The 26,135-nt window shown below is 55.1% G+C and carries 22 protein-coding genes and 1 other annotated feature; of the genes, 12 read left to right on the top strand and 10 right to left on the bottom strand.

The genetic code is table 11. The features are described from left to right. Window positions 1–48: 48 nt before the first annotated feature. From urtA to AAGQ96_RS03430, 5 genes are all read right to left on the bottom strand, one after another. On the bottom strand, window positions 49–1,317 hold the full coding sequence (gene urtA / locus AAGQ96_RS03410; protein WP_147195053.1) for an urea ABC transporter substrate-binding protein: 1,269 nt from the start codon (window positions 1,315–1,317) through the stop codon (window positions 49–51). A 25-nt stretch (window positions 1,318–1,342) separates the two neighbouring features. Next, a complete protein-coding gene (locus AAGQ96_RS03415; RefSeq protein ID WP_147195055.1) occupies window positions 1,343–2,044 on the bottom strand; it encodes a GntR family transcriptional regulator in 702 nt (233 codons plus the stop codon). Between the two features lie 7 nt (window positions 2,045–2,051). Further along, complete coding sequence (gene uca, locus AAGQ96_RS03420; protein ID WP_342754851.1) at window positions 2,052–5,669, bottom strand: urea carboxylase; 3,618 nt, start codon at window positions 5,667–5,669, stop codon at window positions 2,052–2,054. Further along, entirely contained in the window at window positions 5,662–7,464 is a 1,803-nt protein-coding gene (gene atzF / locus AAGQ96_RS03425) for an allophanate hydrolase (protein WP_342754852.1), read from the bottom strand. The genes uca and atzF overlap by 8 nt, the downstream gene beginning before the upstream one ends. A gap of 304 nt (window positions 7,465–7,768) precedes the next feature. Next, complete coding sequence (locus tag AAGQ96_RS03430) at window positions 7,769–8,473, bottom strand: cation-transporting P-type ATPase (protein WP_342754853.1); 705 nt, start codon at window positions 8,471–8,473, stop codon at window positions 7,769–7,771. Between the two features lie 331 nt (window positions 8,474–8,804). Here AAGQ96_RS03430 and sltY point away from each other — a divergent pair, with 331 nt between their 5' ends. Together sltY and trpR are read left to right on the top strand one after the other, a co-directional pair. Further along, entirely contained in the window at window positions 8,805–10,727 is a 1,923-nt protein-coding gene (gene sltY, locus AAGQ96_RS03435; RefSeq protein ID WP_147195063.1) for a murein transglycosylase, read from the top strand. A 53-nt stretch (window positions 10,728–10,780) separates the two neighbouring features. Then, window positions 10,781–11,110, top strand: a complete 330-nt coding sequence (gene trpR, locus AAGQ96_RS03440; protein WP_342754854.1) for a trp operon repressor — start codon at window positions 10,781–10,783, stop codon at window positions 11,108–11,110. Here the strand turns inward: trpR and yjjX are convergent. After that, entirely contained in the window at window positions 11,096–11,635 is a 540-nt protein-coding gene (gene yjjX, locus AAGQ96_RS03445; protein WP_147195067.1) for an inosine/xanthosine triphosphatase, read from the bottom strand. The genes trpR and yjjX overlap by 15 nt on opposite strands. Before the next feature lie 51 nt (window positions 11,636–11,686). Here yjjX and gpmB point away from each other — a divergent pair, with 51 nt between their 5' ends. After that, complete coding sequence (gene gpmB / locus AAGQ96_RS03450) at window positions 11,687–12,334, top strand: 2,3-diphosphoglycerate-dependent phosphoglycerate mutase GpmB (RefSeq protein WP_342754855.1); 648 nt, start codon at window positions 11,687–11,689, stop codon at window positions 12,332–12,334. 62 nt (window positions 12,335–12,396) lie between these two features. Here gpmB and robA read toward each other — a convergent pair whose 3' ends face one another. Continuing rightward, complete coding sequence (gene robA / locus AAGQ96_RS03455) at window positions 12,397–13,287, bottom strand: MDR efflux pump AcrAB transcriptional activator RobA (protein ID WP_147195071.1); 891 nt, start codon at window positions 13,285–13,287, stop codon at window positions 12,397–12,399. Window positions 13,288–13,469: 182 nt separating this feature from the next. Between robA and creA the strand changes: the two genes are divergently transcribed. Continuing rightward, a complete protein-coding gene (gene creA, locus AAGQ96_RS03460) occupies window positions 13,470–13,943 on the top strand; it encodes a protein CreA (protein ID WP_147195073.1) in 474 nt (157 codons plus the stop codon). 54 nt (window positions 13,944–13,997) lie between these two features. Here creA and arcA read toward each other — a convergent pair whose 3' ends face one another. Next, complete coding sequence (gene arcA, locus AAGQ96_RS03465; RefSeq protein ID WP_147195075.1) at window positions 13,998–14,714, bottom strand: two-component system response regulator ArcA; 717 nt, start codon at window positions 14,712–14,714, stop codon at window positions 13,998–14,000. Between the two features lie 604 nt (window positions 14,715–15,318). Between arcA and AAGQ96_RS03470 the strand changes: the two genes are divergently transcribed. The 5 genes from AAGQ96_RS03470 (at window position 15,319) to thrC (ending at window position 21,044) form a co-directional block, all read left to right on the top strand. After that, window positions 15,319–16,017, top strand: coding sequence for a tRNA/rRNA methyltransferase (locus AAGQ96_RS03470; protein ID WP_147195077.1), 699 nt, complete (start codon window positions 15,319–15,321; stop codon window positions 16,015–16,017). A 190-nt stretch (window positions 16,018–16,207) separates the two neighbouring features. After that, on the top strand, window positions 16,208–16,279 hold the full coding sequence (gene thrL, locus AAGQ96_RS03475; RefSeq protein ID WP_147200513.1) for a thr operon leader peptide: 72 nt from the start codon (window positions 16,208–16,210) through the stop codon (window positions 16,277–16,279). Continuing rightward, window positions 16,215–16,336, top strand: a sequence feature (Thr leader region). It overlaps the preceding gene by 65 nt. A gap of 23 nt (window positions 16,337–16,359) precedes the next feature. Continuing rightward, window positions 16,360–18,822, top strand: coding sequence for a bifunctional aspartate kinase/homoserine dehydrogenase I (gene thrA / locus AAGQ96_RS03480; RefSeq protein ID WP_342754856.1), 2,463 nt, complete (start codon window positions 16,360–16,362; stop codon window positions 18,820–18,822). A gap of 2 nt (window positions 18,823–18,824) precedes the next feature. Next, window positions 18,825–19,754, top strand: coding sequence for a homoserine kinase (thrB, locus tag AAGQ96_RS03485; protein ID WP_147195084.1), 930 nt, complete (start codon window positions 18,825–18,827; stop codon window positions 19,752–19,754). A 3-nt stretch (window positions 19,755–19,757) separates the two neighbouring features. Further along, a complete protein-coding gene (gene thrC, locus AAGQ96_RS03490; RefSeq protein WP_147195087.1) occupies window positions 19,758–21,044 on the top strand; it encodes a threonine synthase in 1,287 nt (428 codons plus the stop codon). A 157-nt stretch (window positions 21,045–21,201) separates the two neighbouring features. Here the strand turns inward: thrC and yaaA are convergent, their stop codons facing one another. Beyond that, on the bottom strand, window positions 21,202–21,975 hold the full coding sequence (gene yaaA / locus AAGQ96_RS03495) for a peroxide stress protein YaaA (RefSeq protein ID WP_342754857.1): 774 nt from the start codon (window positions 21,973–21,975) through the stop codon (window positions 21,202–21,204). Between the two features lie 249 nt (window positions 21,976–22,224). Between yaaA and tal the strand changes: the two genes are divergently transcribed. From tal to AAGQ96_RS03510, 3 genes are all read left to right on the top strand, one after another. Then, entirely contained in the window at window positions 22,225–23,178 is a 954-nt protein-coding gene (gene tal / locus AAGQ96_RS03500; RefSeq protein WP_342754858.1) for a transaldolase, read from the top strand. A gap of 146 nt (window positions 23,179–23,324) precedes the next feature. Next, the gene (gene mog / locus AAGQ96_RS03505; RefSeq protein WP_342754859.1) at window positions 23,325–23,912 is read left to right on the top strand and encodes a molybdopterin adenylyltransferase; all 588 of its coding nucleotides are present in this window, start codon (window positions 23,325–23,327) and stop codon (window positions 23,910–23,912) included. Window positions 23,913–24,038: 126 nt separating this feature from the next. Then, window positions 24,039–25,346, top strand: a complete 1,308-nt coding sequence (locus tag AAGQ96_RS03510; RefSeq protein WP_342754860.1) for an MFS transporter — start codon at window positions 24,039–24,041, stop codon at window positions 25,344–25,346. A gap of 38 nt (window positions 25,347–25,384) precedes the next feature. Here AAGQ96_RS03510 and satP read toward each other — a convergent pair whose 3' ends face one another. Further along, window positions 25,385–25,957 (bottom strand): acetate uptake transporter, encoded by a 573-nt coding sequence (satP, locus tag AAGQ96_RS03515; RefSeq protein WP_342754861.1) that lies wholly within the window; start codon window positions 25,955–25,957, stop codon window positions 25,385–25,387. Between the last annotated feature and the right edge of the window lie 178 nt (window positions 25,958–26,135).

The following is a 26,135-nucleotide window of genomic DNA, read 5'->3' on the forward strand; positions in this document are numbered from 1 at the left end:
GCCGTCCATGGCCGGTAATGTTTTGCTCCGGGCGCGCTTAAGGTCTGATTACTGCGTTGATTTCACAGGGCTATCTGGCTTCTTATCATTGCCAGCAATAAACGGGCTCCATGGCTGGGCACGGACTGGCTTATCGGTCTGCCAGACCACGTTAAACTGCCCGTTGTCTTCGATCTCGCCAATCATCACCGGTTTGTGCAGATGGTGGTTGCTCTGATCCATGGTCAGCGTAAAGCCATCGGGCGCGTTAAAGGTTTGTCCAGCCATCGCTTTGCGCACCTTATCAACGTCGGTCGTCCCGGCTTTTTCTACCGCCTGCGCCCACATATGGATGCCGACATAAGTCGCTTCCATCGGATCGTTGGTGACGGCCGAATCCGCATTTGGCAGCTTGTGCGCTTTCGCGTAAGCCCGATAGTCGGCGACAAATTTCTTGTTAGCCGGGTTATCAACCGATTCGAAGTAGTTCCATGCCGCCAGGTTCCCCACCAGCGGTTTGGTATCAATGCCGCGCAACTCCTCTTCGCCCACCGAGAAGGCAACAACCGGCACGTCGGTCGCTTTAATACCCTGATTCGCCAACTCTTTGTAGAACGGCACGTTGGAGTCGCCGTTGATGGTGGAGATCACCGCCGTTTTACCGCCAGCGGAGAATTTTTTAATGTTGGCGACAATGGTCTGATAATCGCTGTAGCCAAACGGCGTGTAGACCTCTTCAATGTCGCTGTCTTTAATACCCTTTGAGTGCAGGAACGCGCGCAGAATTTTATTGGTGGTGCGCGGATAGACATAGTCCGTTCCCAGCAGGAAGAAACGTTTTGCGCTGCCGCCATCTTCGCTCATCAGATATTCCACGGCGGGGATCGCCTGCTGATTAGGCGCGGCACCCGTGTAAAAGACGTTTGGGGACATCTCTTCGCCTTCATACTGCACCGGATAGAACAGCAGGCCGTTCAACTCTTCGAAGACCGGCAGCACCGATTTACGGGAAACGGATGTCCAGCAGCCAAAGACTACCGCCGCTTTGTCCTGCGTCAGTAACTGACGGGCTTTTTCTGCAAACAGCGGCCAGTTAGATGCGGGATCGACCACCACCGGCTGGAGTTTTTTGCCCAGTACGCCACCGTTGGCGTTGATCTCATCAATGGTCATTAATGCCACATCTTTTAGCGGCGTTTCCGAAATCGCCATGGTGCCGGAAAGCGAAGAAAGAATGCCGACTTTAATGGTGTCAGCGGCCTGTGCACCCCATGCAAAACCCATACTCACAACCGTCGCAGAAAGCGCAAAAGCCTTCAGCAGTGAACGTCTTTTCATCTGGTGAACCTCTAAAGTAATGAAATCAGGATGGTTGTTCCGGCGCTCGTGCCTGTTGCAGCATATGCAGCGTAATTTTACGGACTTCGGCTTTACTGACCGCAATATGGGCTGTCAGCTTTTGCTGGGCCTCCTCGCTTTGTTGTTGTAATACCGTCTGAAGGATGTCGGCGTGTTCCTGATAAGTCGCCTCGATACGATCGTTACGGGTGAAATCAAGACGACGGATGATGCGAATTTTTTCGGTCAGTTCGCGATGAATACGGGCCATTTCACGGTTGCCCGCGGCGGTCACCAGGGCGATGTGAAAGGCTTCGTCATGCAGCGATACCGTTTTGCCGTCCTCCAGCCGGGGCGCTTCCAGCCAGAAACTGCACGTATCGCTTAACAGCTCGCGGGTCTGATCCGATGGCAGCGAGCAGAGGCGGCGCACCGCTTCACGCTCCAGCACAATGCGTAAGTCATACAGATCTTCGAAGTGGGCGAAGTCGAATGGGCAGATCTGCCAGCCGCTGCGAAACCACACTTCGACATAGCCTTCGCGCTCCAGCCGGAACAGCGCCTGGCGTACCGGCGTGCGGCTGACGTCAAAACGCGCGGCGATTTCGCTTTCGCTGAAGCGATCGCCCGGCATCAGGCGAAAATCGAAAATGTCGTTTTTGATCGTCTGATAGACCTTTTCCGCCAGCGCTTCCGGCCGTTGTGTTCTCTGTCGCTCCGCCATCATCGCCTCTCTATTCCAGCCACAGCAGCGTGTCGCCCGGACGGACCGGGCGTCCCGACTGGCAGCCGAGGCGTTTCACTCTGCCGGCCTGCGTCGCGGTAATCGTCAGTTCCATTTTCATTGCTTCCACGATGATCACCGGTTGCCCCACCGTCACCTCGTCGCCTGGCTGCACGAGGATTTTCCAGATATTGCCGTTAAGATCGGCACTGATGGGCAGCAGGCCATCTTCCTCTTCCTCCAGGCACAGATTCTCTTCACCGGTTAGCGGTGCGCCTTCTTCCTCCTGCGCCCACAGCGCGGCCTCTACGGCGAAAGCGCTGGCCTGTTTTTCACGGAATTCGGCGATGGAAGCGGCGTTGTCGTGCAGGAAGCGGGTGTGTTCGGCGAAATCGAAAATCGTTTCTTCAATCGTGATGGTGGCGCGACCTTCGCGGAAATCGTCGCGCAGCACGTCCAGTTCAGCTTCACTCACCGGATAGAAACGCACCTGATCGAAGAAGCGCAGCAGCCAGGGTTCGCTGGCTGCGAACTGGGCGTTTTTCAGAAACTTGTTCCAGATGGGCAGCGTACGGCCCACCAGCTGATAGCCGCCCGGCGAATCCATGCCGTAAATACACATGTACATGCCGCCAATACCGACGGTGCCTTCAGCGGTAAAGGTGCGGGCCGGATTGTATTTGGAACTCATTAAGCGATGGCGGGGATCGATGGGTACCGCGCAGGGTGCACCCAAATAGACATCGCCCAGGCCGAGGATCAGGTAGCTGGCATCAAACAGCGTCTGGCGCACTTCTTCGCGCGTGCTCAGGCCGTTAATGCGCTGGATAAAATCGACGTTATTTGGCAGCCATGGGGCGCTGGCGCGAACGGTTTGCTGATAGCGCTCAACGGCACCCAGCGTGGCACTGTCTTCAAACGCCATCGGCAGATGCACCACGCGTGACGGCACTCTCATCTGACTGACATCGCCCAGCTTTTTCTCCAGCCCCAGTAGCAGGCTGAGTAACTGTTTCTGGCTGACAAGCCGGCTGTCGTAACGAATTTGCAGTGAACGCACGCCGGGTGAAAGTTCTTCAATGCCGGGCTGGCCGGTTTCCCGTATCGCCACCATCAGCAGGTGCACGCGCAGGCGCAGCGCCAGATCCAGCACGTTGTCGCCATATTCCAGCAGGATATAGTTGTCACCCGCCTGTCGGTAAACGGCGGTTGGCGTCAGGGGCGTGGCGTTGATGGCTGCCAGCACGGTGGCCGAACCATTGGCTGTTGCGGCCAGTGACGTAACCGTAAAGGTGGGCTCCGCTGTCGCGCGCAGGCTTTTCACGCTCTCCTGCTGGGCGTTTTCCAGCGCCAGCGCATCGTCAAAGCTGATGGGATGAAAGCGGATCCGGTCGCCGGGTTTCACCTGGCCCACCTTCCATAGTTCGGCTTTGGCAATCGTCACCGGGCAGACAAAGCCGCCAAGGCTCGGCCCATCACGGGTAAGAATTACCGGGAAATCACCGGTGAAATTTACCGCGCCAATGGCGTATTCACAGTCGTGAACGTTAGAAGGATGCAGCCCCGCCTCACCGCCATCCGGCCGCGTCCAGGTGGGTTTTGGCCCCACCAGCCGTACGCCCAGCCGGTTAGAGTTGTAGTGAACCTGCCATTCGCTGGCAAAGAATTCATCAATGGATGCCTGCGTGAAGAAATCCGGCGCGCCGTGGGGGCCATACAGCACGCCAATCTGCCATTCGTCACCGTAAACGGGGATCAGCGCCGCATCGGGTATTTGAGGTTCACTAACCGGCGCGGGCGTGGTGCAGGCCGCCAGAGTAGGTTGGGAGATGGCCAGCATATCCGCCACGCGCAGCGTGCGCCCGGCGTGACCGCCAAACTGCCCCAGCGCAAACGTTGAACGGCTGCCAAGATATTCAGGCACGTCAAAACCGTTGCGCACGGCCAGATAGGTTCGGCAACCTTTCTGCGCGCGGCCCAGCGTCAGCGTCTGACCGGCTTTCACCTCAACCGGCTGCCAGTACGCCAGCGAGACCTCATCCAGCGTGGCCGGGCACTCTGCGCCGGTCAGCGCAATCACCGTATCGCTGTGAAAGCGTAGGGTCGGGCCTTGCAGCGTAAACTCCAGCCCGGCCGCTTCTTCGGCGTTGCCGACAATGCGGTTAGCCAGGCGAAAGGCGAAATCGTCCATCGGGCCGGAAGGCGGGACGCCAATGTCCCAGTAGCCGAGGCGGCCCGGATAATCCTGAATGCTGCTCCAGGTGCCGGGCTGAATCACCTCAATCACCTGTGCCGCTGGCGTGAAGTCGTCCAGCCAGCGCGTCCATACGTCGCCATGCGTGAAGGCGTCGGTCGCCACGATTTGCCGCAGGTAATCGAGATTGGTCGCAATGCCGTGCAGCCGGGTTTCATTGAGCGCATCGCGCAATTTTGCCAGCGCCGCTTCGCGATTCTCCGCGTGCACGATCAGCTTGGCAATCATCGGATCGTAGAAGGCGGAGACGTCGGTGCCGGTCGAAACCCAGCCATCAACCCGCACGCCTTCGGGGAAGCAAACTTCGGTCAGTACGCCGGGGCTGGGCTGAAAGTGCTTCAGCGGATCTTCGGCGTAGAGACGCACTTCAATTGCTGCGCCCTGTGGCTTCTGCGTCATTTGCGCCCAGTTTGGCTCTTCTCCCGCCGCCACGCGCAGCATGCACTCCACCAAATCCAGCCCCGTCACGCATTCCGTGACCGGGTGTTCCACCTGGAGGCGAGTATTCACCTCGAGAAAAAAGAATTCGTTGCGGCCGGCATCATAAATATATTCAACGGTGCCGGCGCTGCGGTAGTTGACCAGCTCGCCCAGCTTGACCGCCGAAGCCAGCAGTGCCGCACGGGTTTCCGGCGTCAGGCCTGGCGCGGGCGTTTCTTCCACGACTTTCTGATTACGGCGCTGTAAAGAGCAGTCACGTTCACCCAGCGCGATAACCTTGCCTTTACCGTCGCCAAAAATTTGCACTTCTACGTGGCGCGCCCGGTCGATATAACGTTCAAGGAATACGCCCGCGTCGCTAAAAAACTGTTCGCCAAGGCGGCGCACGTTTTCCCACGCGTCACGCAGGGTTTGCTGGTCGGCACAGCGGGTGAGGCCAATGCCACCGCCGCCCGCGGTGCTTTTTAACATCACCGGATAGCCGATTTCCGCTGCGGCGCTCAGTGCCTCTTCCAGCGAGGCCAGCAGAGGGGTACCTTGCGTCATCGGTACGCCAGCCGCGGCGGCCAGCTCGCGGGCACGATGCTTCAGGCCGAATTCGCCAATCTGCTGCGCGGTTGGTCCAACGAAGACGATGCCGGCGTTTTCACAGGCTTCGGCAAAGGGCAGGCTTTCGGAAAGAAAGCCGTAGCCCGGCCAGATAGCCTGCGCGCCGCTCTTCTGCGCCGCTGCGAGAATCTTATCAATGCGCAAATAGCTGTCGGCGGCTTTTTCGCCGCCCAGCGACAGGGCGATATCCGCATCTTTAACGTGTTGTGCGTTTTTATCCGCCTCGGAAAATACCGCCACGCTGGTGATGCCAAGACGCTTCAGCGTACGGATAGCGCGACAGGCAATTTCACCGCGGTTAGCGATAAGAACGGTATTAAACATGAGGGATCTCCTTGCGGTTCAACCAGTTGCGCCAGCCACCAAACTCGGTGATATCTCTTGCCTGCGCCAGCACCGCAGGCTCACAGATAAAGCCCTTTACCTGACGGCCATCCGCCAGTTCCAGCGTACCGATCCCTAATGGCGCAGGGATTTCCGCCACAAATTCGCCAAAGCGGGCCAGCGGGATATCCCATAACTCGACGATAATCGACGCGCCTGAAGCCGCTTTTGCCAGGCCAGGCTTGGGCGGATGGGTGTTCGCCAGGGCATAGAGGCGATAGCAGCCGGCCGTAAGCGTTTCCTCCACCCGCACCGCGTCTCGTGAGGTGAGCTGGTGGTTAAGCGGCATGCCGGTCAGATGGGCACCGACAACGGCGACGCGGACGTGAAGAGGCGAAGCGGGAAGCGCGGCGTGTGTGGCAGGCTGTGGCTTCTGCGTCGCGCCCAGCGGTAGCGCCAGGCTGGCCTGCCAGCGCTGACCAAAAGTCGCCAGCGCCCGATCGTACCAGGCGGGCGCAATCAGGGTGATCCCGGCAGGCAGTCCCTCTTCCCGGAAAGGGCCAGGCAGCGCCAGCGCCGACAAATCAGCAAGGTTGGTGAAATTGGTATAGGTGCCGAACTGCGAGTTGTATCGCACCGGCTCCTGTTTCATCTCATTAATGGTATGGATAGTAGGAGAGGTGGGTACCACCAGCGCATCGAACTGACTGAGGGTTTGGGCGATCTGACGGCTTAGCTCAGCGCGCAGATACTCGGCTTTGTAGGCTTCGACGGCGCTGTACTGCAAGCCTTTGGCGACAATGCTATAAACCACCGGATCCATCTCATCGGGCCGTTCCAGCATGCCGCCAACGGCCACCGTGCGTTCGGCAACCCAGGGACCGTTGTACAGCTGGTCGGCCAGCTGGTGGAATAATGAGAAATCAATGGGATGCAGCGTTGCGCCGCAGGCTTGCAGCGCCGTCAGTGATTTTTCCCATGCGGCTTCAGCCTGAGTATCACTAAAGAATTCCGGGTTAGCGGGAACGGCCAGTTTTGGCGTGGCAGATAAGGCCGCCGGTGCACAGCCTGGATTGACGCGTGAATAAGCGTCGCTGGCGTCATAACCGCCGGCGCAGCTCGCGATCTGGAAAGCATCCTCCACGGTCAGCGCAAAGATGGAAATGGTGTCGTTCAGACGGCAGGCAGGCACCACGCCGGTCGCAGACAGCCACCCTTTGGTCGGTTTGAGGCCAACGATATTATTAAATCCGGCCGGAACGCGGCCCGATCCTGCCGTATCCGTCCCGAGCGCAAAGCCCACCAGGCCGCGAGCGGTGACGGAGGCCGAGCCGGAGCTGGAACCGCCGCTAACATAGTCAGGATTAAAGGTGTTTTGCACCGGGCCAAATGGAGATCGGGTGCCGACCAGGCCGGTAGCGAACTGATCGAGATTGGTTTTGCCAACCACCACGGCCCCGGCCGCTTTCAGCCTGGCAACGACGGTAGCATCGACAGCGGCTTGATGAATGAATGCCGGACAGGCCGCGGTGGTAGGCCAGCCCGCAACGTCAATATTGTCTTTTACCGCAAAAGGCACGCCAAACAGCGGCAGTGCAGCGGGATCCTGCCGCCATGCCGCCAGCAGCGGCTCGACCTGCGCGCGGAGCTGTGCGGGTGAGGCGAGATAGAGCCAGGCGTTGTCATCGGTCGATAATTCAGCCAGCAGCGAAGAGAGCGTAGCCAGCACATCATCCGGATGCTGTTGATAGTGTTGTTGCCAGTCGTTCAGGGTAAAGCCGGTGGTGAAAGCCATAGGTTGAATCCCATCTGGTATACAAGATGGGATTAGATGAGCAAAAGCTGTGCCATAACGTTAATGCTCTGAAAGAGAAGGCTTTATTCAAAGAAGGCTGAATGGTGTGCACTATGGCTGAGCAGGGAGCGAACGAAAGAAGGGCATTTATCAACCAGCTTCAGCCGGGTGGAAATGTTTATCGGCAGCAAACAGCCCGCTTATCTTAACGCGATCCGCCAGCGCCGCCAGGGTGCCGGCGGACAGGATCGCTAATTTTGCCCGTAAACGCGCCAATAAGGATAGTGAGGCTATCGATCCGCGATCACTGATTCATTCTGCCCAGCTCGGTTTCGCTGCCGGTGGCAATAACAATCCCGGTTGCGCGACCAGCACTGACCGTCGTTCCGCAGAAAACCAGGTTATCGCGGTGACCCATCGTCACTTCAGTAGCGATGGTAGCGGTTTGTTTGCTGACCGCCATAGCGCTACCCGTCAGAGCTGCCTGATTCACCAGCAGGCTGTCTGCCTCAAGTAAACGCATATCGGCAGGAACGCCATCGCCTGCTTGCAGGACAACAATATCGCCTTCCACCAACTCGCGGGCATCAATCGTTTGCACCTGACCGTTGCGCATGACCCGGGCCTGGGGGGGCAACAGCTTTTCCTTATCTTGCAGGGCTTCCTGCGCTTTGTTTTCCTCGGTAAAACGCTTCCCTACGTTGAAAATAACGACACCACTAATGACTGCCGCGACAAACCCGTGACCCAATATGACACCCAGCCCTGCCGCAGCCAGCGGCCCGTAAATCAGCACGTTGTTAAAGTGACTGAAAAAGCGTCGTACTGTGCTTTTGTCTTTATCAGAGCAAAGCTGGTTGCGCCCCAGCTCCGTCAGGCGCAGCCGCGCTTCTTCAGCGGACAAACCGGTTTCGCTACTGTGTAATCTCTTTACTACGCAGGCGGCATCAAAGCGGTACCAGGCAAAAGCAGGCTTCAGCCCGGAGGAAGCGAAATTCTGTTGCGTCATGTCATCACCTGCATGAATCGGTAAAAGTAGGATCTCGCCACCTGTTCACCTATTAACGCTTCTGTCGTTGGTGCCGTTTAACAGCCCGAAGCGGTAACGGTGAATCCGGCGAGGATGGCAAGCCGCTATGTTGACGGAAGGCTGATTGGCGATTTTTGATCGGAATTAACCCCGATTGGGAAAGAACAACTATCGTGAAGTGATTGAGTTGCCGTTTAGGCCAGCGGAGTTTAGTAAATTAATGTGTGTAGCATAGCGAGACCGGCCAAGCCTGGTTAGCATGTGTTGAGGCAGCAACAGGACAAAGTGAGGCGTTAACGTGAGGAAAGTCATGGTGGACAAGTGGCAGTTGTGGATAGCAGGCGCCTGTTTAGCAATCGTCGCCGGCACGGCGCAGGCGGATTCGCTGGATGCCCAGCGCAGTCGCTATCTGCAAATTAAGCAGGCGTGGGACAGCAATCAAATGGATACCGTGGCGGCGTTAATGCCCACGTTGCGTGACTATCCTCTTTATCCTTATCTGGAATACCGCGAGCTGGGGCAGAACCTGGATCAGGAAAGCGGTTTTGTGATTAACGATTTCATTAAAAAGTACCCTACGCTGCCGCCGGTGCGCTCGCTTCCGTCCCGCTTCGTCAACGAGCTGGCTCGTCGTGAAGACTGGCGCGGCCTGCTGGTTTTCAGCCCGGCGGTGCCAAAACCCGTCGCGGCGAGCTGCAACTGGTATTACGCCAAATGGGCGACCGGCGAGCAGCAGGTGGCCTGGGATGGCGCAAAAACGCTCTGGCTGCGTGGCACCGCCTTGCCATCCGCCTGCGACAAGCTGATTAACGTCTGGCAGGCGGCCGGAAAACAGACGCCAATTACCACGCTGGAACGTATTCGTCTGGCGATGAAAGAGGGCAATACCAGCCTGGTAAACGCCCTCGCGAAGCAGCTGCCGGAAGATTATCAAACCATTGCCAGCGCGGTAATGGATTTGCAGAACAACCCGCAGAATGTGGAAGCTTTTGCCCGCGCCGTCGGCCCGACAGATTTTACCCGTCAGGCAACCGCCATTGCCTTTGCCAGCGTAGCGCGTGGCGATGCTGAAAATGCCCGTGCGATGATCCCCTCGCTGGTGCGTTTGCAAAAGATGAGCGAAGAAGAGGAACAGCAGCTTAACGAAGCGGTGGCGTGGCGGCTGATGGGCAATGATATCACCCCAGAGCAGGCGCGCTGGCGGGATAATGTAGTCATGCGCAGCGACGCTGTTTCGCTGCTTGAGCGGCGGATCCGCATGTCGCTGGGCAATAACGATCGCCGTGGCCTGAATACCTGGATTGCGCGTTTACCTGTTGAGGCGAAACAAAAGGATGAGTGGCAATACTGGCAGGCGGATCTGTTGCTGGAACGTGGGCGCAAAGAGGAAGCAGAAACGATCCTGCGCAAACTGATGCAGGAACGCGGTTTCTATCCAATGGTCGCGGCTCAACGGTTGGGCGTCGATTTCCCGCTCCAGGTTGATAAAGCGCCGGAGCCGGAAAGTAGCCTGACACAAGGCGCGGAAATTTCTCGCGTGCGGGAACTGATGTACTGGAACATGGATAACCTGGCCCGTACGGAATGGAGCTATCTGGTTGCCAGCAAAACCCGTCCTCAGCAACAGCAGCTGGCGCGTTACGCTTATGAGCAAAACTGGTGGGTGCTGAGCGTGCAGGCGACGATTAGCGGCAAGCTGTGGAACAGCCTTCAGGAGCGCTTCCCGCTGGCTTTCCAGGATCAGTTCCGTCGCTATACCGATGGCAAAGCGATCCCCGTCAGCTATGCCATGGCTATTGCCCGTCAGGAAAGCGCATGGAATCCGAAAGCGCGTTCGCCGGTGGGTGCCGCAGGCTTGATGCAGGTCATGCCAGCCACTGCGCAGCATACGGTGCAAACCTACAGCCTGCCGGGATACAGCAACAGCAGCCAGCTGCTGGACCCGGAAACCAATATTCAAATCGGCACGCAATATCTGGAATCGGTATACCAGCAGTTTGGGCAAAACCGTATCTTCTCATCGGCCGCTTACAACGCCGGGCCTTCGCGGGTGAAAACCTGGCTGGGAAACAGCGCCGGACGGCTGGATTCGGTCGCTTTTATCGAAACCATTCCTTTCTCGGAAACGCGAAACTATGTGAAGAACGTGCTGGCTTATGATGCGTACTACCGTTATTTCATGGATAAACCGGACAACATTTTAAGCGAGAGCGAATGGCAGCGGCGCTACTGATTTGAAGCGGGCTGTGCTATGCTGCTGTACTCGTTAACGAGTATGGGCAACACATGACCGAATCATCCATTCCTGTCACCATGGAACCGCACAACGAAGAGTGGCAGCGGTATGTTACGCTGCTCCAGCGCGCTTTTGACAGTGGTCTGCATTTGCCGCTGTTGCAGCTGATGACCACGCCGGACGAACGCGAAGCGCTGGGTACGCGTCTGCGCATCATTGAAGAACTGATGCGGGGTGAGCTAAGCCAGCGCGAGCTAAAAAACGATCTGGGCGTGGGTATCGCAACGATTACGCGCGGCTCTAACAGTTTGAAAAGCGCGCCGCCAGCGCTGAAAGCCTGGCTGGAGGCGCAGCTAATCCAGGGCTCAGAGAAGATCTGAATCAACGCGCATCTGATAAACCGCATTATGGAACGGACACAGCGCAAGGATTAGCGCCTGATGGTAGACGCTGGTACGCGTCAGCAGCCCGGCGGTAAATGCGCCAATGGCGCCGCCTTTATGTTTGATATTTTCAATGCCGGTCAAACTGGCCATTTCTTCGCCCAGCTCGCGACCTGCGTGAATACCTTTCATCACCACCGCAGGTAAGGTAAAACTGGCAGAACGCGATTCTCCACGCTGCTGAGGGTTTTCAACGACCATCCAGGCAAACGCGCTGTCTTCTTCTATCCCGGCTTCAATCGCCACCCAAAAATCCGCTTCAGGACGAATCTGACGCGCATTTGCCACGCGCTGGCGTGCGCCAGTTCTCGTTTCTGCATTTGTCAGGGGCTGAGGCGAAACGCCGCTGTCGACCTCGACGCCCTCAATATGGCAGGATCCTTCACCAAATATATCGCTGAAAGCCTGAGAAATTGCGTTAATTTTTGCCGGATTGATGGTGGCAGCGATGACATGGTACATAATTGTTTGAACCCTCTACGCAAATTTGTCGCAGTATAACGGAAAATAGCAATGTTACAGGTCTATCTTGTTCGTCATGGGGAAACGCTTTGGAATGCGGCGCGGCGCATTCAGGGACAGTCAGACAGCGAGCTGACGAAAAAGGGAGAGCAGCAGGCACGGCAGGTGGGAGAGCGGGTTAAACACCTTGGCATCACCCACGTTATCGCCAGCGATTTGGGTCGCACCAAACGTACTGCCGAGATTATTGCCGATGCCTGCGGCTGTCGCATCCAGTTGGATCCGCGCTTGCGGGAGCTGAACATGGGCGTGCTGGAGCAGCGGCCGCTGGATTCGCTAACGCCAGAAGAAGAGAACTGGCGCAAAACCCTGGTTAACGGTACCGAAGGCGGCCGTATTCCCGGCGGTGAGTCGATGACTGAAATGGCAGACAGAATGCATGAGGCATTGAACGCCTGCCTGCAATTGCCTGCGGGAAGTCGTCCGCTGCTGGTCAGTCACGGCATGGCGTTGGGCGTGCTGGTCAGTACGTTACTGGGTCTGCCAGCCTACGCTGAACGTCGTTTACGGTTGCGTAACTGCTCTATCTCGCGGATAGATCATCAGCAAAGCGAATGGCTGGCTGCCGGTTGGGTCGTGGAAACGGCGGGGGACGTCGCGCATCTTGATGAGCCAGCCCTCGACGAATTACAGCGTTAGCCGCTCGCGGAAACCGGCGCTTGCTTCATTGCTGCCATTGCGTCATGGCAGCAATGAAGGCATCAGGCCGTCTGCGTATCGGCCGGACGTCGGATAGGGATCAGATATTCACAGCGGATATCCGTAGGTGGCTCGGGACGTTTCTTACCGCCGTGCGTGTAGAAACGTTCAATATCCTGACCCTGTCGGCGCGTCAGCTGTAGGCCCGGCATGCAGGTACCGTAAACCAGCAGAATAAATTCCTGCAAATTGCTGCGGGGGCCTTCGTAAGTGAACTGCACGTATTCGCCGCCTTCCAGTAAGACCGTTTGCGTTGACGAGATCGGCTGGAAAAGCTTGTCGGACGGCACCGCAGTGGTGTAGAGGATCTCCTGCTCATCATCTTTTTCCATGCTTGGGCGCGTCTGATGCAGTCCGTAAAGCACCGGCGGAACCCTGTCCGTTTCGGTCAGGAACTGACGCCAGAAATGCAGACGCATCTCGTCACGATAGCTGGAAATCTGCTCCAGCGTACAGCTATAAACCTGTGTTTGTCCGACCAGAACGGTCTCCGGCAAGGTCACATAAGTTGCCGCAGGCAGGCTAAAATCATCAAGGCGAATAGGCGGACGTAAACCGAACGACTGCCAGTCAGACGCGCGGCGGTAATAAGCAGGCGTCTGGTTGAACTGTTTTTTGAAAGCGCGGGTAAACGTTTGCTGCGAGTCAAAGCGATACTGCAAAGCAATATCCAGAATCGGACGGCTGGTCAGGCGCAGCGCCACTGCTGCTTTTGACAAACGACGTGCACGGATGTAAGCACCGATAGCATGACCGGTGACCTCTTTGAACATTCGTTGCAGATGCCATTTTGAGTAGCCCGCCTTGGTCGCTACGTTGTCCAGCGCCAGCGGTTGGTCAAGGTGGCTCTCAAGCCAGACAAGCAAATCGCGAATGATACCGGCTTGATCCATAAAACGTCCTCATCCTGGTTAATATTGGTGCAATAAGCAATCTGTCGACATGCTAAGGTCACGTATCCGGCTTTTGAGAAGACCGTCTGCGCCGGGGTAGCCCGTAAGACAGGTCGGATTGATTAGGGCAATGCTGCCGGTTAACTTACAATGTCATCTATTTTCTATGCAATGGTAACGTTATGACAATGAAAAAATTGTTAATAGTCACAGCTGTAATCTTCACCTCACTTTCTGTACGGGCCGAGGTGGTCGGCTCAGTTGATACCGTGTTCAAAGTGTTTGGGCCCGATCATAAAATCATTGTCGAAGCTTTCGATGACCCCGATGTAAAAAATGTTACCTGTTATATCAGCCGGGCAAAAACCGGAGGCATCAAAGGGGGACTGGGGCTGGCCGAAGATACCTCAGATGCGGCAATTTCCTGTCAGCAGGTTGGTCCGGTGGAGCTTAGCGATAACATCGCCCAGGGTAAATCAGAAGGCGAGGTCGTGTTCCGCAAGCGAACTTCTCTGGTATTTAAAAAACTTCAGGTGGTACGCTTCTACGATAAAAAGCGTAACGCGTTAATCTATCTGAGCTATTCCGATAAGGTCGTAGACGGCTCGCCGAAGAACGCCCTGAGCGCGGTGCCTATTATGCCGTGGAACAAATAATCCGCAAAGAAAAGGGCCGCCAGAAGGGGCCCTTAAGTATCATTAAGCTTTTACTCAGTCCTGCAAATCACCGCAAAAACGATAACCTTCGCCGTGGATGGTGGCGATGATTTCTGGCGTATCCGGCGTCGATTCAAAATGCTTACGAATGCGGCGAATGGTCACGTCGACAGTGCGATCGTGCGGTTTCAGTTCGCGTCCGGTCATTTTTTTCAGCAGATCGGCACGGGTCTGGATTTTGCCTGGGTTTTCGCAGAAGTGCAGCATCGCGCGGAACTCACTGCGCGGCAGCTTGTATTGATCGCCTTGCGGGCTGACCAGCGAGCGGCTGTTGATATCCAGCTCCCAGCCGTTGAAACGATAGCTTTCTACCAGCTTACGCTCTTCGCTGTGAGGCGCCAGATTCATGGTACGAGACAGCAGGTTACGTGCACGGATAGTCAGTTCGCGCGGGTTGAAAGGCTTGGTGATATAGTCATCCGCACCGATTTCAAGGCCAAGGATTTTGTCGACTTCGTTATCCCTGCCGGTCAGGAACATCAGGGCCACGTTAGCTTGTTCACGCAGTTCGCGCGCCAGCAGCAGGCCGTTTTTGCCGGGTAGGTTTATATCCATAATCACCAGATTGATGTCATTCTCTGTCAGAATCTGGTGCATTTCGGCGCCATCCGTAGCCTCATAAACCATGTAGCCTTCGGCCTCAAAAATACTTTTGAGAGTATTGCGAGTAACTAATTCGTCTTCAACGATAAGTATGTGCGGGGTCTGCATGTGTTCGCTACCTAAAATTGCCTAAAATACGATATGGGGCATACAGCGGTTACCGTACCGGAGAGAACACGGGCGCCTTTCAGACGCGTAACACGAGCTGTACGGAATATGTTCACAAGCCATGTTTGGACCGGAAGATTCATCGTTGTACTGGAATGCTTCCTGTCCCGGCAAGGTCAAAAATGGCGTACATCCTAACCTCATTAACAGCAACATAACAGCACAAGGCCCAGCCAACTGGCAATAAATAAGGCTTAGTTGACTTATATCAAACCAATTGTAGCACGTTAACCTTTTTGTGAAAAACCCTTCGCAGAATGCCGGTTTAGCTCACAAAGTTAGGTTTGCAAACGCGCAAATCGCGTTACGCGTTGCCGTCAGCTATAGCCCTTTTTTAACATTTGTTAATCACTTGAAGTAAATGGGATTATATTGAGATAAATGTATTTATTACTGAATTCAGAGGAAGAAAGTCATAGTTTTGCGTTATGACGGGTTAGCAATGGTTTTTCTATGTTATTGATTTGTTAAAAAATACAATTCGGTATTTCACTTCCGGCTCAGGCCAGATTACTTTCACATTTTTTAACTTCAGAAGGCGGTTATGCGTTTTCCTTTGATACTTGTCGCCCCAGCGCGACCTGAAAACGTCGGTGCGGCAGCGCGGGCTATGAAAACCATGGGATTTGACGAATTGCGTATCGTTAATAGTCAGGCCCATCTCGATCCTGCGGCGCGGCGTGTCGCCCATGGTGCAGGAGAGATCCTGGAAAATGCCACGCAGTGGGAATCGCTTGATGCCGCACTTGCTGACGTGGATTTCAGTATTGCCACGACGGCGCGCAGCCGGGCCAAATTCCGCTATTACGCCACGCCTCAGCAGGTTGAAAGCCTGCTGCAGGAAAAACACCACTGGATTGGCTGCGCGGCGCTGGTGTTTGGCCGTGAAGACACCGGCCTGACAAATGAAGAATTAGAACAGGTCGACGTGCTGACCGGCGTCCCGATGGCTGGCGACTATCCTTCACTGAATTTGGGCCAGGCGGTAATGGTTTACTGTTACCAGCTTTCCGCCCTGCGTCAGGTGACGGCATTACAGGCGGAGCCGGCCGATGAGCAGCAGCTTACCGCTTTGCGCCAGCGGGCAAATACATTGCTGAGCACGCTTAATGTCAATGATGATCAAAAGTTGGCGGACTGGCTGAATCAGCGTATTGGACTGTTGGAACAGCGCGATACGGCGATGCTGCATCGGTTGCTGCACGATGTAGAAAAAAAACTTATAGATAAAAACGCTGGATAATAGTGCGGTTTCAGCAAGTGGTGCTGATGCAAGGGCGCTTTAATAACAGATCTGATCGGGTTGTGGCGTAAATGCTGGCTGAGCGTTTTGCCCGCGCTTTTTGGCGGCCGGATAAATAAATTGACTTAACATAGCGTTTGCTTTACTTCTGGAAGCGGACAAAATTTACAAGACAGACAAGAAATCTAAAATGCGTACTCACAGCCTGATGACAACAATCATTATTACCACCACCATTACCACAGGTAACGGTGCGGGCTGACGCATACAGGAAAAAATAAAAAAAAGCCCGCACCTCAACAGTGCGGGCTTTTTTTTCGGCAAAAATTCAGGAGAATGATCATGCGAGTGCTGAAATTCGGTGGAACCTCAGTCGCCAATGCGGAAAGATTTTTGCGCGTGGCGGATATTCTGGAGAGTAATGCTAAGCAGGGACAGGTTGCTACCGTATTGTCCGCGCCAGCAAAAATCACCAACCATTTGGTGGCGATGATTGAAAAAACCATTAGCGGTCAGGACGCTCAGCCGAACCTGACCGACGCTGAACACATTTTTGCCGCGTTGCTGCAAGGGCTGGCGGAAGCTCAGCCAGGCTTCGACTACGCTAAGCTCTCGCGCGTGGTTGACGAGGAATTCGCTCAGCTGAAGCAGGTGCTGCACGGCATCGCTCTGCTGGGACAGTGCCCGGATAGCGTCAATGCGGCTATCATCTGTCGCGGTGAAAAGCTCTCTATCGCCATCATGGAGGCGCTGCTGCAAGCGCGTGGTCATGGCGTCAGCGTGATCAACCCGGTCGAAAAACTGTTGGCGGTTGGACATTATCTTGAATCGACCGTTGATATTCCTGAATCAACTCGCCGAATCGCCGCCAGTAAAATTCCTCCTGAAAACCAGATCCTGATGGCAGGTTTCACGGCCGGCAACGAAAAAGGCGAGCTGGTCGTGCTTGGCCGTAACGGTTCCGACTACTCAGCGGCCGTGCTGGCTGCCTGTTTGCGTGCTGACTGTTGTGAAATCTGGACTGATGTGGATGGCGTTTATACGTGCGATCCGCGTCAGGTGCCCGATGCCCGCCTGCTCAAAACCATGTCCTATCAGGAAGCGATGGAGCTTTCCTACTTTGGCGCGAAGGTGCTGCATCCACGCACCATCACCCCCATCGCCCAGTTTCAAATTCCTTGCCTGATTAAAAATACCGCTAATCCACAGGCGCCCGGCACCTTAATCGGCGGCGACAGCCCGGATGATGATAATCCGGTAAAAGGCATCACCAACCTGAACAATATGGCGATGTTCAACGTTTCCGGGCCAGGGATGAAAGGCATGATCGGTATGGCGGCCCGCGTGTTTGCCGCCATGTCCCGTAGCGGTATTTCCGTGGTGCTGATTACTCAATCCTCTTCCGAATACAGCATCAGCTTCTGCGTGCCGCAAAGCGATCAGGCGCGCGCCCGTCGCGTGCTGGAAGATGAATTTTTCCTTGAGCTAAAGGATGGCTTGCTTGAGCCGCTGGATGTTATGGAAAACCTCGCGGTGATCTCAGTCGTCGGCGACGGCATGCGCACGCTGCGGGGCATTTCGGCTAAATTCTTCTCCGCGCTGGCACGTGCCAATATTAATATTGTTGCCATCGCCCAGGGATCGTCAGAACGCTCTATTTCGGTGGTGGTCAATAACGAAGATGCCACCACCGGTGTGCGCGTGGTACATCAAATGCTGTTCGCAACCGATCAGGTTATTGAAGTGTTTGTGATTGGCGTCGGTGGCGTCGGCGCGGCGCTGATTGACCAACTGCATCGTCAACAGGCATGGCTGAAAAATAAACATATCGACCTGCGCGTCTGTGGCATCGCGAATTCCAAAGCGTTGTTGACTAACGTTCATGGTATTCCGTTGAATAACTGGCAGGCTGCGTTACAGGAAGCCAGCGAGCCCTTTAATCTCGGGCGCCTCAACCGGCTGGTGAAAGAGTATCACCTGCTGAATCCGGTGATCGTTGACTGTACCTCCAGCCAGGCGGTGGCCGATCAATATGCCGATTTTCTTGCCGATGGATTCCACGTGGTCACGCCAAACAAAAAGGCTAACACCTCTTCCTGGAACTACTATCAGCAGATGCGTGCCGCTGCGGCAAAATCACGTCGCAAGTTCCTGTACGACACCAACGTAGGCGCAGGTTTGCCGGTTATTGAAAATCTGCAAAACCTGCTCAATGCCGGTGATGAGATGCTGCGTTTTTCCGGCATCCTTTCCGGTTCGCTTTCCTTTATTTTTGGCAAGCTGGATGAAGGCGTTTCGCTCTCCGCCGCAACCACAATGGCGCGCGAGCTGGGCTTCACCGAGCCGGATCCGCGTGACGATCTGTCCGGTATGGACGTGGCTCGCAAACTGTTAATTCTGGCGCGCGAAGCCGGCCATCAGCTGGAGTTAAGCGATATTGAAATCGAGGCCGTGTTGCCTGAGGAATTGACGGCTATCGACAATGTTGAAGCCTTTATGGCTCGCCTGCCGGAGCTGGATGACGCTTTTGCGGCACGAGTCAGTAAAGCGGAGCAGGAAGGTAAGGTGCTGCGCTTCGTAGGCGTGATTGAAGAGGGCGGTCGTTGCCAGGTAAAAATTGATGCCGTTGATAGCAACGATCCCCTGTACAAAGTGAAAAACGGCGAGAATGCGTTAGCGTTTTACAGCCGTTATTATCAGCCGATTCCGCTGGTGCTGCGCGGGTATGGTGCCGGTAACGATGTGACCGCCGCAGGGGTGTTCGCCGATCTGTTACGCACCTTGTCATGGAAGTTGGGAGTTTAAGAATGGTCAAGATTTATGCGCCTGCCTCAATCGGTAACGTCAGCGTGGGCTTTGATGTATTAGGCGCGGCGGTTTCGCCCGTTGACGGCTCGCTGTTGGGTGACTGCGTGACGGTAGAAGCTGCCAGCGAATTTAGCCTGCGCAATGAAGGGCGCTTTGTCAGCAAACTGCCTGCCAATCCGCAGGAAAATATTGTCTGGCAGTGCTGGGATCGTTTTTGCGAAGCGATTGGCGAACGCGTACCGGTAGCTATGACGCTGGAAAAGAATATGCCGATCGGTTCCGGTCTTGGTTCCAGCGCTTGTTCAGTGGTTGCGGGCCTGATGGCGATGAATGAGCACTGTGGCAAACCGTTGAACGATACCGAACTATTAGCGTTAATGGGCGAGCTGGAAGGCCGCATCTCCGGCAGCGTACATTATGATAACGTCGCGCCCTGTTTTTTAGGGGGCATCCAGCTGATGCTGGAAGAGAACGGCATCATCAGCCAGTCCGTTCCGGCTTTTGATGACTGGCTGTGGGTGATGGCGTATCCGGGCATCAAGGTTTCGACGGCTGAGGCACGCGCCATTTTGCCTGCGCAGTACCGTAAGGAAGAAATTATTAAACATGGTCGTCTGTTGGGCGGCTTTATTCACGCCTGCCATACTCAGCAACCGCAGCTGGCGGCGAAACTGATGCGCGACGTCATTGCCGAACCTTACCGCACCAAACTTTTACCGGGCTTTGCCGAGGCCCGCCAGGCCGCACAGGATATTGGCGCACTGACCTGCGGCATTTCTGGCTCCGGCCCAACGCTGTTTGCCGTTTGTAATCAAAGCGATACGGCGCAGCGCATGGCAGACTGGCTTCGTCAGCACTATCTGCAAAATGATGAAGGCTTCGTTCACATCTGCCGTTTAGACACGGCAGGCGCACGTAAACTGGGATAACGCATGAAACTGTACAATCTAAAGGATCACAACGAGCAGGTTAGCTTTTCACAGGCTGTAAAGCAGGGGTTGGGCAAGCAACAGGGCCTGTTTTTCCCGCTGGAGCTGCCTGAATTTGAGCTGACCGAGATCGATGAAATGCTGGAAATGGATTTCGTCAGCCGCAGTAGCAAAATTCTTTCTGCCTTTATCGGCGATGAGATCGCGCCACACCAGCTGCATGAGCGTCTGAAAACCGCCTTTGCTTTCCCGGCACCGGTGGCAAAAGTGACCGACGACATTTCCGCGCTGGAACTGTTTCATGGCCCGACGCTGGCATTCAAAGATTTTGGCGGCCGTTTTATGGCGCAAATGCTCTCTTATGTGAGCGGCGCCGATGAAAAAATTACCATTCTGACGGCAACCTCTGGCGACACCGGCGCGGCGGTAGCGCATGCTTTCTACGGCATGGAAAACGTGCGTGTGGTGATCCTCTATCCACAAGGCAAAATCAGCCCGTTGCAGGAAAAACTGTTCTGCACGCTGGGCGGCAATATCCAGACTATCGCTATCGACGGCGATTTCGACGTCTGTCAGTCGCTGGTCAAGCAGGCATTCGACGATGAATATCTGAAAAAGACCATCGGTCTGAATTCCGCAAACTCTATCAACATCAGCCGTCTTCTGGCGCAGATTTGCTACTACTTTGAAGCGGTCGCGCAGCTGCCGCAGGAGAAGCGTAATCAGCTGGTGGTTTCCGTACCAAGCGGTAACTTTGGCGACCTGACTGCGGGCCTGTTAGCCAAATCGCTGGGGCTGCCGGTGAAGCGTTTTATCGCGGCAACCAACGCCAACGATACCGTGCCGCGCTTCCTTACCGGCGGCGAATGGTCGCCGAATACCACGGTCGCTACGCTTTCTAACGCCATGGATGTGAGCCAGCCTAACAACTGGCCACGCGTGGAAGAACTCTTCCGCCGTAAAACCTGGCGCCTGACCGACCTGGGCTACGGCGCGGTAGATGATGAAACCACGAAAGCGACGATGCTGGAGCTGGCGGATCTGGGCTATATCTCCGAGCCGCATGCGGCTATCGCTTATCGTTTGCTGCGCGATCAGCTTCAGGAAGGCGAGTTTGGCCTGTTCCTGGGAACGGCGCACCCGGCGAAATTTAAGGAGAGCGTGGAGGAAATTTTGGGCCAGAAACTGCCGCTGCCAGAAGCGCTGGCCGAGCGTGCTGAGCTGCCGCTGTTGTCGCACAAGATGTCGGCGGATTTCGCCGCGCTGCGCGATTTCCTGCTGAACAAGTAACTGTCAGGCTTAAAGCGTGAGGGATTCGGGCCGGTAAGAAAGCGTCACGGGCCATGGACGGCCCATATCGAGCTGGCATGGATGCCGCTTTTTGTGTCTTTCTGGACGGCTCGTGTCCCTCGCGCCTGTACGGTGTTAATAACAGGCAACCTGGACTTTACTGCTCGCGACGCTTAAATACCCATTCGTTTTCGCTGCTCTCATCAGCGGCAAAAAAGTAGCCGTCCACGGCAAAATCTTTTAGCTGTTCTGCTTTGCCGAGGCGATTTTCAATCACATACCGGCTCATCAGGCCACGCGCTTTTTTGGCGTAGAAGCTGATCACCTTGAACTTACCGTTCTTCTCATCAAGGAACACCGGCTTGATGATGCGACCGTTAATTTTCTTCGGCTTAACCGCTTTAAAATACTCATCCGATGCCAGGTTTATCAGCATGTCGTCGCCCTGTTCCGCCAGCGCCGCGTTCAGCGCCTCGGTGAGTTTATCGCCCCAGAATGCATAAAGATCTTTGCCAGCCGGGTTGGCCAGCTTCGTGCCCATCTCCAGCCGGTACGGCTGCATTAAATCCAGCGGGCGCAGCAGGCCATACAGTCCGGAAAGCATGCGCAAATGCTGTTGCGCGAAAGCAAAGTCCTGCTCGTTAAACGTTTCGGCCTGCAAGCCCGAGTAGACGTCGCCCTTAAACGCCAAAATAGCCTGACGGGCATTTTCCAGCGTGAAGGGCGGGTGCCAGTTCTGGAAACGTCCGACGTTCAAATCGGCCAGCTTGTCGCTGATGCTCATAAGTGCGCCTATTTCAACCGGCGTCAGTTCGCGTGCGACTTCAATCAGTTTTTGGGAATCATCCAGCAACGCAGGTTGGGTAAATGTTTTTGTCGCCAGCGGACTTTCAAAATCCAGCGTTTTTGCCGGAGAGATCACCATCAACATCAAAGAATCCTTAAGTAATACGCCATATCAGGGCAGATAAAACGGAGCCGCTACTTTAACAAAAAAACACGGTGAAAAGACAAATCGCTGCCATCGCCACGGCTTATCCCTCGCAAAACAGGGGAAAACGGGCAGATTTAGCACTCAGTGGCGTCGGGACAAGCTTACCTTGCAAGGCGGTTCTCGCGTGATATTATCCGTGGCAGACAGTTTCAAGAACCCGATAACTCTTCTGAGAGAATGAAAACCATGACGGACAAACTGACTTCCCTGCGTCAACTCACTACCGTAGTTGCCGATACCGGTGACATTGCCGCGATGAAGCTGTACCAGCCACAAGACGCGACCACCAACCCTTCACTGATTCTGAACGCTGCGCAGATCCCTGAATACCGCAAGCTGATTGATGAAGCTGTGGCCTGGGCGCGCGATCAGAGCAGCAAAAAAGAAGAGCAGATCCAGTACGCTTCCGACATGCTGAACGTGAAAATTGGCCTGGAAATCCTGAAGCTGGTGCCTGGCCGTATCTCTACCGAAGTCGATGCGCGCCTCTCTTACGACACCGAAGGCAGCATCAACAAAGCGCGCGCGCTGATCAAGCTGTATAACGATGCGGGTATCAGCAACGACCGCATCCTGATCAAACTGGCTTCCACCTGGCAGGGTATTCGTGCCGCAGAACAGCTGGAAAAAGAAGGCATCAACTGTAACCTGACGCTGCTGTTCTCCTTTGCTCAGGCGCGTGCCTGTGCCGAAGCAGGCGTATTCCTGATCTCGCCATTCGTGGGCCGTATTCTTGACTGGTACAAAGCCAATACCGATAAGAAAGAGTATGCAGCGCATGAAGATCCGGGCGTGGTGTCCGTCTCTGAAATCTACGAATACTACAAGCAGCACGGCTATGAAACGGTGGTGATGGGTGCCAGCTTCCGTAACGTCGGTGAGATCATCGAACTGGCAGGCTGCGATCGTCTGACCATCTCTCCAGCGCTGCTGAAGGAGCTGGCCGAGAGCGAAGGCACGCTGGAGCGTAAGCTTTCTTACACGGGTGAAGTGAAAGCACGTCCGGCAAAAATGACCGAATCTGAGTTCCTGTGGCAGCATAACCAGGATCCGATGGCGGTAGATAAACTGGCTCAGGGCATCCGTAACTTTGCCGTTGACCAGGGCAAACTTGAGAAAATGATTGCCGATCTGCTGTAACCGGCGAGCGTGGCCGGCTTGCCGGCCACGATCCTGCCTCTGCTGTACATCCCACTTTGCAATGGTTTATCCTTCTTTTATCCCGCTATTCTTCTTATAAACCGCGCCCGCACGCTTGAAGCGGCCGGGATCACAGTGATGACACCATGAATACACTACGCATAGGATTGATTTCCGTTTCCGATCGCGCCGCGAATGGCATCTATCAGGATGAAGGATTACCCGCTTTAGAAGCCTGGCTTGCTCAGGCGCTGTCTACGCCTTTTGAGATTGAAAAACGCCTGGTGCCAGACGAGCAACCGATGATCGAGCACGCTATTTGCGAACTGGTCGACGAGCTATTCTGCCACCTGGTGCTGACGACAGGCGGCACCGGCCCCGCAAGACGAGACGTCACGCCGGATGCCACGCTGGCTATCGCCGACCGCGAAATGCCCGGCTTTGGTGAGCAGATGCGTCAGATCAGCCTTAACTTTGTGCCAACGGCTATTCTCTCGCGCCAGGTCGGGGTGATCCGCAAGCAGTCGCTGGTGATTAACCTGCCGGGCCAGCCAAAATCGATCAAAGAAACCCTGGAAGGGCTGAAAGACGCCGACGGGAAAACCCAGGTTCACGGCATTTTTGCCAGCGTACCTTATTGCATTCAGCTGCTTGATGGACCCTATATTGAAACGCATGCCGAAGTGGTAGCAGCTTTTCGTCTTAAGAGCGCGAGACGCGATACAAACAGCTAAAAAATAAATGATTCAGGCATAAAATAGAGTTGCGCTGTTGTAAGAGAAGATGAACGTTATAGTAAGCTCAGCTTTACACTGTTAACGATACTTTTTTCTTATTACTTCTGGATATGCCTGACAATTATGCAAGACGACAGCGCACGCCGACTGAACCGGCAGGACTATAAAACCCTTTCTCTGGCTGCGCTTGGCGGCGCGCTGGAGTTTTATGATTTCATCATCTTTGTGTTCTTCGCCGCCGTTATCGGCGATCTCTTTTTCCCACCTGATATTCCTGACTGGTTAAGACAGGTGCAAACCTTTGCTATTTTCGCGGCAGGCTATCTGGCGCGCCCGTTAGGCGGCATTGTGATGGCGCATTTCGGCGACAGTAAAGGGCGTAAAAAGATGTTCAGCCTCAGCATATTGTTGATGGCGCTGCCGACGCTATTCATGGGTATGCTGCCAACCTATGCTGACTGGGGAATCGCAGCCCCGGTGCTGCTTTTACTGCTGCGCATTGTGCAGGGTGCCGCGATAGGCGGTGAGGTACCGGGCGCATGGGTGTTTGTCGCGGAACATGTACCGGAAAAGCGTATCGGTTTCGCTTGCGGCACGCTGACGGCCGGTTTAACCGTAGGCATCCTGCTTGGCTCGCTTGTGGCAACGCTCATTAATACCGCTTTCGGCCCACAGGGCATTATGGCAGGCGGATGGCGGATCCCTTTCCTGCTTGGGGGCGTTTTCGGGTTGATTGCCCTCTATTTACGTCGCTGGTTACAGGAAACGCCGGTGTTCATTGAGCTGCATACGCGCAAAGCGCTGGCAGCGGAACTGCCGTTGAAAGCGGTCGTGGTGAATCACAAAAAAGAAGTGGCCGTTTGTATGCTGCTCACCTGGCTGCTCTCCGCAGGCGTTGTAGTGGTGATCCTGATGACCCCCGGCTGGCTGCAAAAACAGTATGGCATTGCGGCAACGCAAGCGCTGCAGGCCAACAGTCTTGCGACCATTATGCTCATTGTCGGGTGTTTGAGCGCGGGGCTGGCTGCGGATCGATTTGGTGCCAGTAAAACCTTTATCACTGGCAGCCTGTTGCTGGCCGCCTGTAGCGCATTGTTCTACCACACGGTGGGCGTGCACCCGGACATGCTGCGCCCTTGCTATGCGTTGGTAGGTTTCAGCGTTGGCGTAGTCGGTGCCGTGCCGTATGTGATGGTGCGCGCCTTTCCCGCCGAGGTACGCTTCACCGGTATCTCTTTTTCCTACAATGTTTCGTACGCTATTTTTGGTGGCTTAACGCCCGTCTTTGTCACCTTGATGATGAACGTGACGCCAATGGCTCCCGCCTGGTATGTGCTGGCGCTTTCAGTCATCGGCTTGCTGCTTGGTATTTACCTGAAGCGCGATCTTAAACCCGCAATGGTTGGCAACCAGGCCGATACATTTAGCTAATTAACGCTGCCCTGCGGCTGATGCGCAGGGCAGGGGGATTACGCCGCCTTTCTCTCACCTGTTGGTAATATCTGGCGGCCAAGCTGCTCATTAATCACTTCAGCCATTGCCAGATACATTGCGCTGGCACCGCAAACGATCCCTTCGAAACCGGCTAAAACCAATACGCTGTGATTGCCGGTTAGATTACCGATGGCCAGCAAAACAAACAGCAGCGTCAGGCTGGCAAAAACAAACTGCAAGGCGCGGCTGGCGTGTAACGTGCCGAAGAACATAAACAGCGTAAAAATGCCCCACAGCGCCAGCCAGACGCCAAGAAAAGCAGCATCGGTTGGCTCGGCCAGCCCCAGACGAGGCAGCAGCAAAATGCCAACCAGGCTCAGCCAAAAGCAGCCGTAGGCGGTAAAGGCAGTCATACCGAAGGTGTTGCCCTTTTTGTACTCCAGCAGCCCGGCAAAAATTTGCGCCAGGCCACCAAAGAAAATCCCCATGCTAATGATGACGGACGTTAAGGGAAAAAAGCCGGCGTTGTGCAAATTCAGCAAGACGGTCGTCATCCCGAAGCCCATCAGCCCCAGCGGGCCAGGATTTGCCAGGTTAGTGTTATGCATAAGTCCTCTGCTATAACATAAATGTAATAAAAATAGGGTGTTAACGTAACCAACAGCATCGAAAATTCCGCTGCCGTTCAGTGTGGGCGGCATCATAATCATCCATCAGGCGTGAAACATTGATCTGAAGAAGCGTTTAAAAACGAAAATTTTTTTACTTTGCCCCTTGATGCCTCAG

The sequence above is a fragment of the Pantoea sp. MBD-2R genome, assembly GCF_039134845.1.
Classification (GTDB): domain Bacteria; phylum Pseudomonadota; class Gammaproteobacteria; order Enterobacterales; family Enterobacteriaceae; genus Erwinia.

Coding starts and splice junctions, on each gene's coding strand:
- AAGQ96_RS03415 (WP_147195055.1), bottom strand. CDS start 2,044: ATGATGGCGGAGCGACAGAGAACACAACGGCCGGAAGCGCTGGCGGAA.
- thrA (WP_342754856.1), top strand. CDS start 16,360: ATGCGAGTGCTGAAATTCGGTGGAACCTCAGTCGCCAATGCGGAAAGA.
- AAGQ96_RS03510 (WP_342754860.1), top strand. CDS start 24,039: ATGCAAGACGACAGCGCACGCCGACTGAACCGGCAGGACTATAAAACC.
- AAGQ96_RS03430 (WP_342754853.1), bottom strand. CDS start 8,473: ATGACGCAACAGAATTTCGCTTCCTCCGGGCTGAAGCCTGCTTTTGCC.
- urtA (WP_147195053.1), bottom strand. CDS start 1,317: ATGAAAAGACGTTCACTGCTGAAGGCTTTTGCGCTTTCTGCGACGGTT.
- mog (WP_342754859.1), top strand. CDS start 23,325: ATGAATACACTACGCATAGGATTGATTTCCGTTTCCGATCGCGCCGCG.
- thrB (WP_147195084.1), top strand. CDS start 18,825: ATGGTCAAGATTTATGCGCCTGCCTCAATCGGTAACGTCAGCGTGGGC.
- creA (WP_147195073.1), top strand. CDS start 13,470: ATGACAATGAAAAAATTGTTAATAGTCACAGCTGTAATCTTCACCTCA.
- yaaA (WP_342754857.1), bottom strand. CDS start 21,975: ATGTTGATGGTGATCTCTCCGGCAAAAACGCTGGATTTTGAAAGTCCG.
- yjjX (WP_147195067.1), bottom strand. CDS start 11,635: ATGTACCATGTCATCGCTGCCACCATCAATCCGGCAAAAATTAACGCA.
- sltY (WP_147195063.1), top strand. CDS start 8,805: ATGGTGGACAAGTGGCAGTTGTGGATAGCAGGCGCCTGTTTAGCAATC.
- trpR (WP_342754854.1), top strand. CDS start 10,781: ATGACCGAATCATCCATTCCTGTCACCATGGAACCGCACAACGAAGAG.
- arcA (WP_147195075.1), bottom strand. CDS start 14,714: ATGCAGACCCCGCACATACTTATCGTTGAAGACGAATTAGTTACTCGC.
- thrC (WP_147195087.1), top strand. CDS start 19,758: ATGAAACTGTACAATCTAAAGGATCACAACGAGCAGGTTAGCTTTTCA.
- robA (WP_147195071.1), bottom strand. CDS start 13,287: ATGGATCAAGCCGGTATCATTCGCGATTTGCTTGTCTGGCTTGAGAGC.
- uca (WP_342754851.1), bottom strand. CDS start 5,669: ATGTTTAATACCGTTCTTATCGCTAACCGCGGTGAAATTGCCTGTCGC.
- AAGQ96_RS03470 (WP_147195077.1), top strand. CDS start 15,319: ATGCGTTTTCCTTTGATACTTGTCGCCCCAGCGCGACCTGAAAACGTC.
- gpmB (WP_342754855.1), top strand. CDS start 11,687: ATGTTACAGGTCTATCTTGTTCGTCATGGGGAAACGCTTTGGAATGCG.
- tal (WP_342754858.1), top strand. CDS start 22,225: ATGACGGACAAACTGACTTCCCTGCGTCAACTCACTACCGTAGTTGCC.
- satP (WP_342754861.1), bottom strand. CDS start 25,957: ATGCATAACACTAACCTGGCAAATCCTGGCCCGCTGGGGCTGATGGGC.
- atzF (WP_342754852.1), bottom strand. CDS start 7,464: ATGGCTTTCACCACCGGCTTTACCCTGAACGACTGGCAACAACACTAT.